This window comes from Streptomyces mirabilis, from assembly GCF_039503195.1.
GTDB classification, from domain to species: Bacteria; Actinomycetota; Actinomycetes; order Streptomycetales; family Streptomycetaceae; genus Streptomyces; species Streptomyces mirabilis_D.
In genome coordinates this window covers 4,880,656-4,893,271 of sequence record NZ_JBCJKP010000001.1, presented here as the reverse complement: position 1 = coordinate 4,893,271, position 12,616 = coordinate 4,880,656, and the positions used below count along the sequence as shown (strand labels likewise).

Annotated in this window: 12 protein-coding genes and 1 pseudogene; 3 read left to right on the top strand and 10 right to left on the bottom strand. The window is 71.4% G+C overall.

Features of this window, described 5'->3' with window-relative positions:
- Positions 1-228: 228 nt before the first annotated feature.
- Both AAFF41_RS22555 and AAFF41_RS22550 read right to left on the bottom strand, forming a co-directional pair.
- A complete protein-coding gene (locus AAFF41_RS22555; protein WP_343324532.1) occupies positions 229-1,221 on the bottom strand; it encodes an aldo/keto reductase in 993 nt (330 codons plus the stop codon).
- A gap of 60 nt (positions 1,222-1,281) precedes the next feature.
- A pseudogene (locus tag AAFF41_RS22550) lies at positions 1,282-1,790 on the bottom strand (Uma2 family endonuclease); the annotation flags it as partial.
- 64 nt (positions 1,791-1,854) lie between these two features.
- On the opposite strand from AAFF41_RS22550, the gene AAFF41_RS22545 reads away from it, so the two are divergent.
- Positions 1,855-2,790, top strand: a complete 936-nt coding sequence (locus tag AAFF41_RS22545) for a MerR family transcriptional regulator (RefSeq protein ID WP_425526143.1) — start codon at positions 1,855-1,857, stop codon at positions 2,788-2,790.
- 52 nt (positions 2,791-2,842) lie between these two features.
- Positions 2,843-3,298: a nuclear transport factor 2 family protein gene (locus AAFF41_RS22540; protein ID WP_319748757.1), complete on the top strand. Its 456-nt coding sequence runs from the start codon at positions 2,843-2,845 to the stop codon at positions 3,296-3,298.
- Here AAFF41_RS22540 and AAFF41_RS22535 read toward each other — a convergent pair.
- Positions 3,286-3,960 carry an SGNH/GDSL hydrolase family protein gene (locus AAFF41_RS22535; protein ID WP_319748758.1) on the bottom strand — a complete coding sequence of 225 codons (675 nt, stop codon included), beginning with the start codon at positions 3,958-3,960 and terminating at the stop codon, positions 3,286-3,288. The genes AAFF41_RS22540 and AAFF41_RS22535 overlap by 13 nt on opposite strands.
- 137 nt (positions 3,961-4,097) lie before the next feature.
- On the opposite strand from AAFF41_RS22535, the gene AAFF41_RS22530 reads away from it, so the two are divergent.
- Positions 4,098-5,090, top strand: a complete 993-nt coding sequence (locus tag AAFF41_RS22530) for a YncE family protein (RefSeq protein ID WP_343324530.1) — start codon at positions 4,098-4,100, stop codon at positions 5,088-5,090.
- Positions 5,091-5,158: 68 nt separating this feature from the next.
- Here AAFF41_RS22530 and serC read toward each other — a convergent pair whose 3' ends face one another.
- The 7 genes from serC to AAFF41_RS22495 all read right to left on the bottom strand — a co-directional run bounded on the left by serC (position 5,159) and on the right by AAFF41_RS22495 (position 12,363).
- A complete protein-coding gene (gene serC / locus AAFF41_RS22525; RefSeq protein WP_343324529.1) occupies positions 5,159-6,277 on the bottom strand; it encodes a phosphoserine transaminase in 1,119 nt (372 codons plus the stop codon).
- Between the two features lie 449 nt (positions 6,278-6,726).
- Entirely contained in the window at positions 6,727-7,947 is a 1,221-nt protein-coding gene (locus AAFF41_RS22520) for a cytochrome P450 family protein (RefSeq protein ID WP_319748761.1), read from the bottom strand.
- Positions 7,944-9,167, bottom strand: coding sequence for a cytochrome P450 (locus tag AAFF41_RS22515; protein ID WP_164404885.1), 1,224 nt, complete (start codon positions 9,165-9,167; stop codon positions 7,944-7,946). The genes AAFF41_RS22520 and AAFF41_RS22515 overlap by 4 nt, the downstream gene beginning before the upstream one ends.
- Positions 9,164-9,808, bottom strand: coding sequence for a GTP-binding protein (locus AAFF41_RS22510; RefSeq protein ID WP_319748763.1), 645 nt, complete (start codon positions 9,806-9,808; stop codon positions 9,164-9,166). The genes AAFF41_RS22515 and AAFF41_RS22510 overlap by 4 nt, the downstream gene beginning before the upstream one ends.
- Positions 9,789-10,136, bottom strand: coding sequence for a DUF742 domain-containing protein (locus AAFF41_RS22505; protein WP_067371922.1), 348 nt, complete (start codon positions 10,134-10,136; stop codon positions 9,789-9,791). Before AAFF41_RS22505 ends, AAFF41_RS22510 begins: the two co-directional genes overlap by 20 nt.
- Entirely contained in the window at positions 10,133-10,540 is a 408-nt protein-coding gene (locus AAFF41_RS22500) for a roadblock/LC7 domain-containing protein (protein ID WP_054235659.1), read from the bottom strand. The genes AAFF41_RS22505 and AAFF41_RS22500 overlap by 4 nt, the downstream gene beginning before the upstream one ends.
- Entirely contained in the window at positions 10,537-12,363 is a 1,827-nt protein-coding gene (locus AAFF41_RS22495) for a sensor histidine kinase (RefSeq protein WP_319748764.1), read from the bottom strand. Before AAFF41_RS22495 ends, AAFF41_RS22500 begins: the two co-directional genes overlap by 4 nt.
- Positions 12,364-12,616 lie beyond the last annotated feature (253 nt).

The following is a 12,616-nucleotide window of genomic DNA, read 5'->3' as shown; positions in this document are numbered from 1 at the left end:
GGGCGGCCGGTTAACCTCGATGACGTGAACCCGAAGACCCGAAACCAAATCATGGCCGGTGTGCTCGTGCTGATGTTCGTCGTGGTGGCGCTGGCCGCGGCGGTCAAGTAGGGCCGACCGGGCCGCTTCGCCGGAGCGCCGCTTGTCCGCCCGCGGACAGGCCGTGGCCGGCCGCGCGGTTCCTCACGCCCGTTGAGGGGCGCCCAGGCGGGCGCCCCCTGGGGAGCGTTACCAGGCGAAGGCCTCCGGGGACGGGCCCGGACCCGGGAAGATCTCGTCCAGGCCGGTCAGCAACTCGTCCGACAGCTCCAGCTCGACCGCGCGCAGGGCCGAGTCGAGCTGTGCGGCGGTACGGGGGCCGACGATGGGGCCGGTGACGCCGGGACGGGTCAGCAGCCAGGCCAGGGCGGCCTCGCCGGGCTCGATCCCGTGCTTGTCGAGCAGATCCTCGTACGACTGGACCTGCGCGCGGAGGGTGGTGTTCGCGAGGGAGTCGGCGGCCCGGCCGCTCGCCCTGCGCCCGCCCTCGACCTCCTTCTTGATGACCCCGCCGAGCAGTCCGCCCTGCAGCGGCGACCAGGGGATGACCCCGAGGCCGTACTCCTGCGCGGCCGGGATGACCTCCATCTCGGCGCGCCGCTCGGCGAGGTTGTAGAGGCACTGCTCGCTGACGAGACCGATGGTGCCGCCGCGCCGGGCGGCGATCTCGTTGGCCTGGGCGATCTTGTACCCGGGGAAGTTGCTGGACCCCACGTAGAGGATCTTGCCCTGCTGCACCAGTACGTCGACGGCCTGCCAGATCTCCTCGAAGGGAGTGCGGCGGTCGATGTGGTGGAACTGGTAGACGTCGATGTAGTCGGTCCGGAGCCGCTTGAGGGAGGCGTCCACGGCCCGTCGGATGTTGAGGGCCGACAGCTTGTCGTGGTTGGGCCAGGCGTCGCCGTCGGCGGCCATGTTCCCGTACACCTTGGTGGCGAGCACGACCTTGTCGCGCCGCTCGCCGCCCTTCGCGAACCAGTTCCCGATGATCTCTTCCGTGCGGCCCTTGTTCTCGCCCCAGCCGTACACGTTCGCGGTGTCGAAGTAGTTGATTCCTGCGTCCAGCGCCGCGTCCATGATGGCGTGGCTGTCGGCTTCGTCGGTCTGCGGACCGAAGTTCATGGTGCCGAGGACGAGTCGGCTGACCTTGAGTCCCGTGCGTCCGAGCTGCGTGTACTTCATGGCTCCCTAGCCAACGACGTGGAGTGCGCTCTAGGCAAGGGAGGCGTGCGGGACGGGGGCTCAGTCGCGGGGGAACTCGTCCGTTTTGAGGGTGAGTCCGAGGGTGGTGGTCAGGTCGACGTCTCCGCCGAAGGAGACCGTCGTCTCCGTGACGTACTCGCCGTCCTTGGGCTGGGTGTAGACGTGGCACCGGCCCTGGTACGGGTCGGCGATGAGGTAGACGGGGACCTCGGCGAGCGCGTAGGCGGTCTTCTTGGGGCCGTAGTCGTTCCTGGCGGTGTCCTTGGAGATGACCTCGGCGATGAACTCCACGTCCTGATAGCGCCACCGGCCCTCGGCGTCCTTCTCGGAGCCGTCGCGCAACTTCGCTACATCTGGGCAGAAGCCGTTGAGGTGACCGGGAAAGTCGACGCGCACGTCGGACAGCACCTTTGTGCGCCTCTTGAAGTGATCCCTGAGCACCTCGACGATCAGGAGGATGCTCTCCCAGTGGACATCCCGCTGCCGCGATATGTAGATGGCCCCTCGACGATCTCGGCCTTGAAGCCCTCGGGGACGGTGACCCGGTCACGTAGGGATCAGTTCCCGGCGGTCACTTGAGTCTCCCGTAGGGGGAGGCGGCAGGGTGGGGGCATGGATGGCGGCATGAACGACCCCCTCGGTCCGCTCCGCTCGATCGGTGAGCTGGCCCGGCGGACCGGGCTGACGGTCAAGGCGATTCGGTTCTACTCCGATCGGGGCATCGTGCCGCCGACCGGTCGCAGCCCGGCCGGCCACCGCCTCTACGGCGCCGACGCCCTCGCGCGTCTGGATCTCGTGCGGACCCTGCGTGAGCTGGGAGTAGGGCTTCCGGACATCCGGAAGGTCGTGGCACGCGAGCTCTCGCTCTCCGAGGTCGCGGCGGCGCACGCGGACGCGCTCGCCGTGCAGATCCGCACCCTGCGGCTGCGGCACGCGGTGCTGACGGCGGTGGCCCGGCGCGACTCCAGCCCCGAGGAGATGGATCTCATGCACCGGTTGGCGAGGCTCTCCGAGGACGAACGCCGACGTCTGATCGACGACTTCCTCGACTCCGTCTTCACCGGGTCGGCCGGTTCCGGCGCGTTCGTCGGGATCCGGCGCTCGTTCACCCCCGAACTGCCCGACAACCCCGAACCCGAACAGATCGCGGCCTGGGTGGAGTTGGCCGAGCTGTCCCAGGACGGGGAGTTCCGTGCCGTCGTGAGACGGTTGGTCGGACATCTGGCGGCGGAGCAGGAGGGTGCCCGCGGCGGCGGGCCCCGCCCCGGGCTGGTCCCGACCGTTCGTGAGCTGGTCGGCCCGGTCCTCGCGGCGGGGATCGAGCCGGGAGACGGTGCCGCCGCGCCGGTCGCCGAGGCGCTCCTCGCTCACGACGTCCATGTCCTGACCCGGCTCGAAGCCGTCAACGACCCGCGCAGGGAGCGGTACACGGAGCTGCTCGCCGTCATCAACGGCTGGCCGGCACCGGAAAGTGTGGCGCCCGTGCTGGACTGGGCCGTCGAGGCGCTGCGCGTCCGGGTGTCCGTGGGCGGTGCCGGGTGTCCCTGACGTCCCCTCACGTCCTTGACCTCAATCGTGGTTCAGGTAACAGGGTGGGGTGATGACTGCCGAGACCGTTCGTCCCGATCACCATCACCTCGCCGTCACCACGTTCGTCAGCCGGTTCTTCCGGTCCCTGGACGTGGGGAAGATCGACGAGGCATGGGCGCGGGAGTACTTCACGGAAGACGTGCGGGAGCGGACTCCCATCGGTGACAGCGATGGGCGGGACGCCGTGCTGCGGCACACCGTCGAGGCGCTCGGGCGGTTCGCTCGTACGCAACACATGGCGACGGATGTGGTGAGCGAGGTGACGGAGGGCGGGGCGGCGGCCGTCGTGTCCTGCAACACGTTGATGACGCACGTACACCACGACGGCACCGTCTTCACCGTGGGCGGTCACTGCCGGGCCGAGCTCCGGCGCACGCCCGACGGCTGGCGCATCCGTGACACGGCTGTCGAGGTGATCTGGACGCAGGGAAGGCCGCCGGCCGGCGTCGGCGGTCAGGCCGAGTAGGGCTCGCCCAGGTCCCAGGCCTGGTACATCGCCTCCGCGAAGGCCTCCGCGATCTTGTGCTCGCCGGTCGCGTTGGGATGCGTGCCGTCGTACGTGTCGTGGCGGAAGTCGTAGCCGGGGGGCGGGGAGGCGAGGAGGACGGGGGAGCGGGGTTCGTCCAGGTCGGCCACCGCCTTCGCCAGGAGTTCGTTGAAGGCGGCGACCTCGGCGGCGAAGGGCGCGTCGGACTCCGCGCGGACGTTCGGTATCACCGGGAGGAGGACCAGGTGGATGCGCGGGTTCGCCGCACGGGCCTCGGCGACGAAGGCACGGGCGTTCGCGGCCGTCTGTACGGCGTTCGTGTAGAAGCCCAGGTCGATCAGGCCGAGGGAGACCAGGAGCACGTCCGCGCGCTCGGTGCGGACCGCCTCACCGATCAGGGGCACCATGTGCTGCCAGCCCTCGCCCCAGCCCGCGAGGTGGGCGCGCGGGAAGTCGGGGTCCGCGTACTCGTGCGAGTCGGGGGACTCCGTCGCCTTGTCGTACAGCGTCTCGCGCGGGCCGACGATCCGGAACGGGCCCCCGTACGTCGCGCGCAGGTGCTGCCACATTCGGTAACGCCATGTGTGTTCGCCCGCGCTTCCGATCGTCATGGAGTCGCCGACGGGCATGAACCTGAGCATCCGCTCATCATGGATGATCGGGCGGGCGATCAGTAAGGGCCGTGTGGGGTGCGAGGTGTGAGGATGGACACGCCGGGGGCGGCGGCTCCCCGCGGGCTCACCGGGTCCCGGCGGCTCCGGGATGGCAGGCTGGGGCCATGCGCCGATCGCCCTCGTTCCTCGCCGGAGCCGCCTCCGCCGCTGCCGTTCTCGCCCTCGCGCTGCCGGCACCGGCCCTCGCCGCCGACGGGGACGGGGGGTTCACGATCAAGGACCCCCGGATCACCGAGTCGAGCGGGCTCGCCGCCTCGCACCTCCACCCCGGCATCTACTGGACCCACAACGACAGCGACGACGGTCCGTACATCTACGCCGTCGACAGCAGGACCGGCGAGACCGTCGCCACCATCACCATGAAGGGGGTGGGCGCGCCGCGTGACGTCGAGGCCATCTCCCTCGGGCCCGACGGCGACCTCTACGTCGGCGACATCGGCGACAACCTCGGCGGCAAGTGGTCCTACGTGTGGATCTACAAGCTGCCCGAGCCGAAGGTGCTCAAGGACCAGACGATCCGGGCCACGCAGTACGTCGTGAAGTACGCGGACGGGCCCCGCAACGCCGAGGCGCTGATGGTCCATCCGAAGACCGGACGGGTCTACATCGCCGACAAGAACGAGGACGGCGGCCACCTGTACGAGGGTCCGGCCCGGCTTTCCACGTCGGGCACCAACATCTTCCGGCCTGTCGCCACCATCGACCTCTGGGTCACCGACGGCGCCTTCTCGCCGGACGGCCAACAGCTCGTCGTGCGCGGGTACTTCGGCGGGATCGCGTACGCCTGGAACGACGGGAAGCCCAAGCGCCAGGGGCGGTTGAACGTGCCGCTCCAGCGGCAGGGGGAGTCGGTCACGTACACCCCCGACGCGTCCAGGCTCATGTACGGCAGCGAGGGCAAGGACAGTCCGGTCCAGCCCGGCTCGGTTCCCGGGGGCGGGTCCGGTTCCAAGTCGCCTTCGGAGGGCGGGGGATCGGTGTCGGCCGGTGGGAGCGACGGGGGCGGAGGCATGAGCTCAGGTGTCGAGGGGGCGCTCGCCGTCGCCGCGGTTCTGGCGGCGGGGTTCGGCCTGAAGAGGTTGTTGCGCAAGTCGTAGTCGCGTGAGAAAGAGGCGCCCGGCGCGATGGCCCGCGCCGGGCGCCCCCTTCTGCGTACGAGTGAGGACTACAGCTTTTCGATCACGTAGTCGACGCACTTCGTCAGCGCCTCGACGTCCGCCGGGTCGATCGCCGGGAACATCGCGATACGGAGCTGGTTGCGGCCGAGCTTGCGGTAGGGCTCGGTGTCGACGATGCCGTTGGCGCGCAGGACCTTGGCGACGGCGGCGGCGTCGATCTCGTCGGCGAAGTCGATCGTGCCGATGACCTGCGAGCGCTGGGCGGGGTCGGCGACGAACGGGGTCGCGTACTTGCTCTCCTCGGCCCAGGTGTAGAGGCGGGTCGAGGAGTCCTTCGTACGGCCCGTGGACCACTCCAGACCGCCCTGGCCGTTGATCCACTCCAGCTGCTCGTTGAGCAGGAACAGGGTGGCGAGGGCCGGGGTGTTGTACGTCTGGTTCTTGCGGGAGTTGTCGATCGCCGTGGGGAGCGAGAAGAACTCCGGCACGTGACGGCCGCTCGCGTGGATGCGTTCGGCGCGCTCGATGGCGGCGGGGGAGAAGACGCCGATCCACAGGCCGCCGTCGGAGGCGAAGGACTTCTGCGGGGCGAAGTAGTAGACGTCCGTCTCGGCGATGTCGACCGGGAGGCCGCCGGCGCCGGAGGTGGCGTCCACCAGAACGAGGGAACCCTCGTCGGCGCCGTCGACGCGCTTGAGGGGGGCGGCGACGCCCGTGGAGGTCTCGTTGTGGGTGTAGGCGTAGACGTCCACGCCCGCCTCGGCCGCCGGCTCGGGGTGCGTGCCCGGCTCGGAGGAGATGACGGTGGGCTCGGCGAGCCAGGGGGCGAGCTTGGCGGCCTTCGCGAACTTGGAGCTGAACTCGCCGAAGGTGAGGTGCTGGGACTTGTTGTCGATCAGGCCGTGGGTCGCGACGTCCCAGAAGGCGGTGGAGCCGCCGTTGCCGAGGACGACCTCGTAGCCGTCGGGGAGCGAGAACAGGTCGCGCACGCCCTCGCGGACCTTGCCGACCAGGTTCTTGACCGGGGCCTGGCGGTGGGAGGTGCCGAGCAGCGAGGTACCGGTCGCGGCCAGCGCGTCCAGCGCCTCCGTGCGCACCTTGGAGGGGCCCGCGCCGAAACGTCCGTCGGCGGGCTTGATGTCAGCGGGGATCTGGATATCAGCCACGGTGGGAGCGTATCCGTTATGCGAAACGTCGTGGAAACCTCGTCCGGCCGGTGAGACGGGGCGGGGACCCGCTGTCCCTCGCCCCCGCCGCCCCTACCCGTCCCCTCCCCGGGGCTCCGCCCCGGACCCCGTGAGCCGTCCTTTTGACCGCGACTGGGCGGGGGCCGGTCGCGCAGTTCCCCGCGCCCCGGGGCGGGGGCTTCGCCCCGCGTTCCGCGCCCGCCCGGTTCGGTTGGCTGCGGGCCCGGTGGGGGCCGGTCACGCAGTTCCCCGCGCCCCTCAAGTGCGCTGGCGCGCCTGTTCAGCCCGTCCGGCGTTTGAGGACGAGCCCTCGGGGGCGCAGCGATGCGGGGGTTCGGGCGGCGGCAGCCTCCGGCGGGGGTGATGGGGCGGAGCCCCTGGGGAGGGGACGGGTAGGGGCGGCGGGGGCGAGGGAGTGGGGGGCCGGGTCAGGGGGTTGGGGTCAGGCGTACCGGGAGGTCGTGGAGGTCGTTCTGGGTGACTACCGGCTTGTTGCGGAGTTCCGAGGAGGGGATCGCCAGGTCCAGGGACGGGAAGCGGGCGTACAGGGCCGGGAGGGCGACGGCCGCCTCCAGGCGGGAGAGCGCGGCGCCGGGACAGACGTGGGGGCCGTGGCCGAAGGAGATGTGACGGTTCTGGGTGGTGCGGGTGATGTCGAAGTCGCCCGCGGTCGGACCGTGGGCGTTCTCGTCGCGGCCGATCGCGCCGTACGAGACGATCAGCGCGTCGCCCGCGGGGATCACCTTGTCCCCGACGGGCACGTCCTCCGTCGCGAAGCGGATCAGGACGTGCGAGGTCGGGGTGGAGTAGCGGAGGGTCTCCTCGACGACCGCCGACCAGTCCGCCTCGCCGGAGAGGACGAGGGCGCGCTGCTCGGGGTGGGCGGAGAGGTTGACCACCGCGTTGACGATCAGGGAGATCGTCGTCTCGTGGCCCGCCGCGACCATCAGCTGGAGGGTGGAGACGATCTCCTCGTCGGTGAGGTGGTCGCCGTCCTCGGAGGCCAGGATCAGGGCGGAGGTCAGGTCGTCGCCGGGCTCGGCCCGTTTCGCGGCGACCGTGGCCGCCATGATCCCGGCCAGCTCCGTCAGCGTGGCGATGACCTCCGCGGGCGGGGTCTGCGTCGAGAAGAACTTCTCGAAGAGTTCCTTGAGGCGGGGGAGCCGGGACTCCTCGATGCCCATGAGGTCGGCGACGACGTACATCGGGAGGGGGTAGGCGAATTCGGCCTTCAGGTCGACGACCCCGCCCGGGCCCGGCACCAGGGCGTCCAGCAGACCCTCCGTCAGTTTGGTGATGCGCTCCCGCATCTGCTCCACCCGGCGCGGGGTGAGCGCCTGCGCGACCAGCGTGCGCATCCGGCGGTGGTCCGCGCCGTCCACCGTGAGCATGGAGCGGCCGGGGTTGGCGAGCCCGATCAGCGGCCAGTCGGGCGCTATCTCGCCGCGCTGCCAGGCACCCCAGACGTTGATGTCCTTGACCAGCCGGGGGTCGGTGAGCAGGGCGCGTGCCTCGGCGTGGTGGGTGACGGCCCAGACCGGGACGCCGCCGGGCAGGTCGACGGCGGCGAGCGGGCCCGCCTCCCTGAGCCGGGCGCTCTCGCCGTCCAGGTCGGACACGAACGGGTCCAGGGCGATACGACTGGTCATGCGGGGGTGCCTCCCAGGGCCGGGGTCGGGGTGAAGCGCACAGGCAGTTCGGTCAGGCCCCGCAGCCACGGTGAGGGGCGCCGGGCCAGGGAGTCGGCCGGGACCGCCAGGTCGATGTCCGGCAGGCGGTCCAGTACGACCTCGATCCCCGTCCGCGCGATGACCTCCGCCACCTCCTGCGCCGGGAACGGGCAGCGGTGCTCCCCGTGGCCGAAGGAGAAGTGGGCGTTGTTGCCGCCGGTGAGGGCGGAGCCGTCGGTGCGGACCTGGGGGTCGGAGTTGGCGCCCTGGAGGCCGAGGAGGAGGAGATCGCCCGCGCGGACGCGGTGACCGCCGAGCTGCGCGTCGCGGGAGGCCCAGCGGCCTGCCACGTTCTGGGTGGGGGTGTCCTCCCAGAGGACCTCGTTCATGGCCTCGGCGACGCTGTTGCGGCCGCCGAAGAGCGAGGCGGCGAAGCGTTCGTCGGTCAGCATCAGGCGCAGCGAGTTGCCGATCCAGTCCGCGGTCGGCTGGTGGCCGGCGGCCATCATGACCATCAGGTCCTGGATGATCTCCTCGTCCGTGAAGCCGGCCGTGTTCGCGAGCATGCGGGACACGACGTCGCTTGCGGGCGCGGCCTTCCGGTCGGCGATCAACCGGGCCATGGAGCCGGCCAGGTGCTGCTGTCCTGCCAGCGCGTTCTCACGGCCGTTGACCATGTCGTTGAGGGCGGTGACGAGGCCGGGGCCCTGTTCCTCGGCGAAGCCGTAGAGCATGGCGAGGACACGGACGGGCAGCAGGGCGGCGTAGTCCCCGATGAGGTCCGCCTCGCCCTTGGCGCACACCGCGTCGATGAGTTCGTCGGCGAACCTCTCGGCCTGGGCGCGCAGTTCGAAGGGGTCGACGGCTTCGAGGGCGTCGCTGATCATCGCGGCGCGTTCGCGGTGACGTTCGCCGACGGTGTAGAGGATCGAGGGCTGTCGGCGGCCGATCATCGGCAGCAGTGGCCAGTCGTCGGGGATGCGGTCCCACTGGTTCCACAGCTCGGAGTCGCGGCTGAACAGCACGGGGTCGCCGGTGACCTGGTGCAGTTCGCGGTAGCCGAGCACCAGCCACGCCGGGATGTCGCCGTCCAGGACGACGGGCGTCACGGCACCGTGGTCGCGTCGCATCTCCCGGTACAGCTCGGCGGGTTCGGTCTGGAACCGGGGCCCGCTGAGGGGCACGGGGGCGGGGGTCACAGGACCAACTCCGGTGATGTGAGGGCGCTTTCGGATGCGTACAAGGTCTTGAGGTGCTCCACCAGCGTGATCAGCACTCGTTTGCTGGACTCCCGCGAACGCGCGTCGCAGTCGAGCAGCGGGACCTGCGGATCGAGGTCGAGGGCCTCGCGGATCTGGGCGGGGGTGTGCGCGGAGCCGCCGAAGTCGTTGCAGGCCACGATGAACGGCGTCCCGTGGTGCTCCAGCCGGTCGATCGCGTACCAGGAGTCGTCGATACGGCGGGTGTCGACGAGGACGACGGCCCCGAGCGTGCCGGAGAACAGCCGGTCCCACAGGAACCAGAAGCGCTCCTGGCCCGGCGCGCCGAACAGGTACAGCACATTGCGGGCGTCCAGCGTGATGCGCCCGAAGTCGAAGGCGACCGTGGTCGCGGACTTGCCGCGCACCTCGCTGATGTCGTCGACCGCCGCACCGGCCTGCGTCATCGTCTCCTCGGTGTTGAGGGGACGTATCTCGCTCACGGAGCGGACCAGGGTGGTCTTGCCGACGCCGAAGCCGCCCACGACGACGATCTTCAGACCGTTGTCGGCCTGGGCCCCCAGGGGCGTACGGGCGTCGGCCTCCTGGGACGTACGGGCATCAGAGGTTACGGAGTCCAACGAGCACCTGCTCCAGGATGTCGGGATCGGGAAGAGCGGCCTTCTGGGGGTGGCGGGCGCTGACGCGGCCCGCGGCGAGCAGGTCGGAGAGCAGGATGCGGGTGATGGACACCGGCAGCTTCAGCACGGCGGCGATCTCCACGACCGCCGTCGGCCGCTCGCACAACCGCAGGATCGCCGCGTGCTCCGACTGCATGCCCACCGCCGGATCGCACTCGGCGACCACGAGTGTCACCAGGTCGAACGGGGTGTCGGGCGCGGACCGACTGCGCCCTCCGGTGAGGGTGTAGAGCCGGTCGGGCGCGTCGTCCCTGCCCGGACGGCTCATGACGTCCGGGGCTGCGCGCTCAGGTGTTCGCCGAGTTGTTCCACGAGCTCGCTCATGTTGTGCCCGACCAGACCGGCGTCCGCGTCCTCGGCGGTGACCACCGCGAGGTGGGCGCCGTCGCCCGCCTCCACGATGAACAGGACCCCGCCGTAGAACTCGGTCATCGCCGAGCGCACGCCCCCGGTGCCGTCGCCGAACTCCACGGACGCCCCGTGGGACAGCGACTGGATGCCGGCGGCGATCGCGGCGAGCTGGTCGGCGCGGTCGACGGTGAGCTCCGGCGTGCGGCACAGCTTCAGGCCGTCCCGGGAGAGCACGAGCGCGTGCCGGGCGCCCGGGGTGCGCTCGAGGAGGCCCTCGATGAGCCAGGAGAGCTTCTCGTCGGCGGTGGTGGTGCCGGTCATGAAGTGGTGTCGCCTTCCGGATGCGAGGAGGTGTGCGAGGTGGCGTGCGAGGGATGCGCGGGGGCGGGCTCCCGTACGGCTGCTTCGCCGCGTACGGCGTTCCCGGATTCGTCCTGCGCGGATTCGACCCGTACGGGTTCTTCCTGCGCGAGTTCGTCCCGTACGGCGTCTTCGGCGCTGGACGCGGTGGGGCGTACGGCGTCGTCCTCGGGCACCGTTCCCTGGACCGCCGCCTGGTCCGGCGCGGTGCCCCGGACGGCCTGGCGGAAGCTGCTGAAGCGGGCGGCGGCGGCCTTGGAGTCGGTCGTACGGGGCTCGGGGTCGGCCTGGTTCGTGAGGTGGGTGCGGCTGCGTTCGGCGTGCGCGAGGGTCCGGCCGCGGCGGCGCTTGGGGAGGCCGCCGGTCGCGGGAGTGCCGGCCGTGGGGGTGCCGTTCGGCGGGGTGTCGGTGACGGTGGCGTGCCGGGGCGACTCGTGGGTGGGGACCGGGTCCGGGTCGAGGTCCTCGGGGGCGCGGGCGGCGGCGTACGACGCCTGGGGACGCGGCTCGGCGAGCGGGCGGTCCTCGTCGGACGGGGTCGCCGCGGCGGGCTTGACCTGGGGTTCCGTCGCCGCTGGGGCGGCCGGGACCGGCGCGGAGGGCAGGCTCAGGATGTCCTGGGGGATGAGCACCAGGACGCCCGTGCCGCCGCGCGCGGAGGGCCGGAAGGACACCTTCAGGCCGTGCTTGCGCGCGAGCCGGCCGACCACCGCGAGGCCGAGCCGGGTGCCGGTGAGGCCGCCGAGGTCGGCGGCGTTCTCGGCGTCCGCGGAGACGGCGCGTTCGGCGCGGCGCAGCTGCACGTCGCCCATGACGAGGCCGCTGTCCTCGACGGAGACGATGACACCCGCCGGGACCTCCTCGACGTAGACGTGGACCTCGGCGGTCGGCGGCGAGAAGTTCGCGGCGTTGTCGAGGAGTTCGGCGAGCGCGTGCATCACGCCCTCGGCCGCGTGCCCGGCGACGGCTGCGTCGCTCGCGGAGTGGACGCGCACCCGCTGGTAGCCGCCGATGCGGCCCATGGCGCCGCGCAGGATCGACTCCATGACGATGGGGCGCGCCCAGCGGCGGCCGGAGCGGGCGCCCGCGAGGACGGCGACGGAGTCGGCGAGGCGGCCCGCCTGCGCGGTGCGGTGGTCGAGGTGGAGGAGGTCGGCGAGGACCTCCTCGTCGGAGTGCTTCTCCTCCATGGCACGCAGGTCGGCGAGCATGCCGGTGGACAGTGCCTGCATCCGCCCGGCCGCGTTGGCGGTGGCCGAGATCGCGGCGGCCCGGTCACTGCCCGCCCGCCGCATGCGCTCGGTCAGCCGGATGTTCTCCTCGGCGAGTTCGGCGAACCGCCGCCGTTCCTCGGTGATCTCGGTGGTGAGGCGCTGCCGCTCCTCCTCGAACCCCTGCGTGAGCAGGGCGCGTTCGCGGGCGTCGGCGTCGGCCAGGCGCGCGCGGTCGCGGGCGGACTCCTCCGCGAGCCGGGACCGCTCCTGGTTGAACTCCTCTGCCATGCGGGCCCGTTCCTGCAGGAGCCGTCCGGCGTCCTGGGCCACGGTGTCGAGGCGGCGGCGCGCGAGCTTCGCGGTCTGCAGGGCGCGCGCGGCGACCGCGACGGCGACGCACAGCAGCACGGCGGCGGCGCCCGTGCCCCAGGCGAGCGGGACACGTGCCGAGTCGGGTGCCAGGGAGACGGCGACGACGACCGCGACCGCCGCCGCGACGGCGGTGAGCAGGGGCGCGGGCGCGCTCGCGCGGAGGGTGGGTCGTTCGCCGGAGGGGATGGGCGCGGTCATGAATCGTGTCCTCGGTCGTGTCCGGGGCGAAGTTCCTGGGGGCGAGGTTCCTGGAGCGAGGTTCCTGGGCGAGAGCCGACACCGGTTGCTCAATTTGCCGTCACTATATGAGAGTTCGTGATCGCATTGGGAAGGTTCCGGATCCGAGCTCATAATCCGCTGGTGATCGGTCCGTGATCGCGACGGCGATCGGCCGGTGATCGGTCAGGGACGGGTCGGGGACCGATCAGGGACCGGTCAGTGATCGGCCGGT

Coding starts and splice junctions, on each gene's coding strand:
- AAFF41_RS22555 (WP_343324532.1), bottom strand. CDS start 1,221: ATGAAGTACACGCAGCTCGGACGCACGGGACTCAAGGTCAGCCGACTC.
- AAFF41_RS22545 (WP_425526143.1), top strand. CDS start 1,855: ATGGATGGCGGCATGAACGACCCCCTCGGTCCGCTCCGCTCGATCGGT.
- AAFF41_RS22540 (WP_319748757.1), top strand. CDS start 2,843: ATGACTGCCGAGACCGTTCGTCCCGATCACCATCACCTCGCCGTCACC.
- AAFF41_RS22535 (WP_319748758.1), bottom strand. CDS start 3,960: ATGCTCAGGTTCATGCCCGTCGGCGACTCCATGACGATCGGAAGCGCG.
- AAFF41_RS22530 (WP_343324530.1), top strand. CDS start 4,098: ATGCGCCGATCGCCCTCGTTCCTCGCCGGAGCCGCCTCCGCCGCTGCC.
- AAFF41_RS22520 (WP_319748761.1), bottom strand. CDS start 7,947: ATGACCAGTCGTATCGCCCTGGACCCGTTCGTGTCCGACCTGGACGGC.
- AAFF41_RS22505 (WP_067371922.1), bottom strand. CDS start 10,136: ATGAGCCGTCCGGGCAGGGACGACGCGCCCGACCGGCTCTACACCCTC.
- AAFF41_RS22500 (WP_054235659.1), bottom strand. CDS start 10,540: ATGACCGGCACCACCACCGCCGACGAGAAGCTCTCCTGGCTCATCGAG.
- AAFF41_RS22495 (WP_319748764.1), bottom strand. CDS start 12,363: ATGACCGCGCCCATCCCCTCCGGCGAACGACCCACCCTCCGCGCGAGC.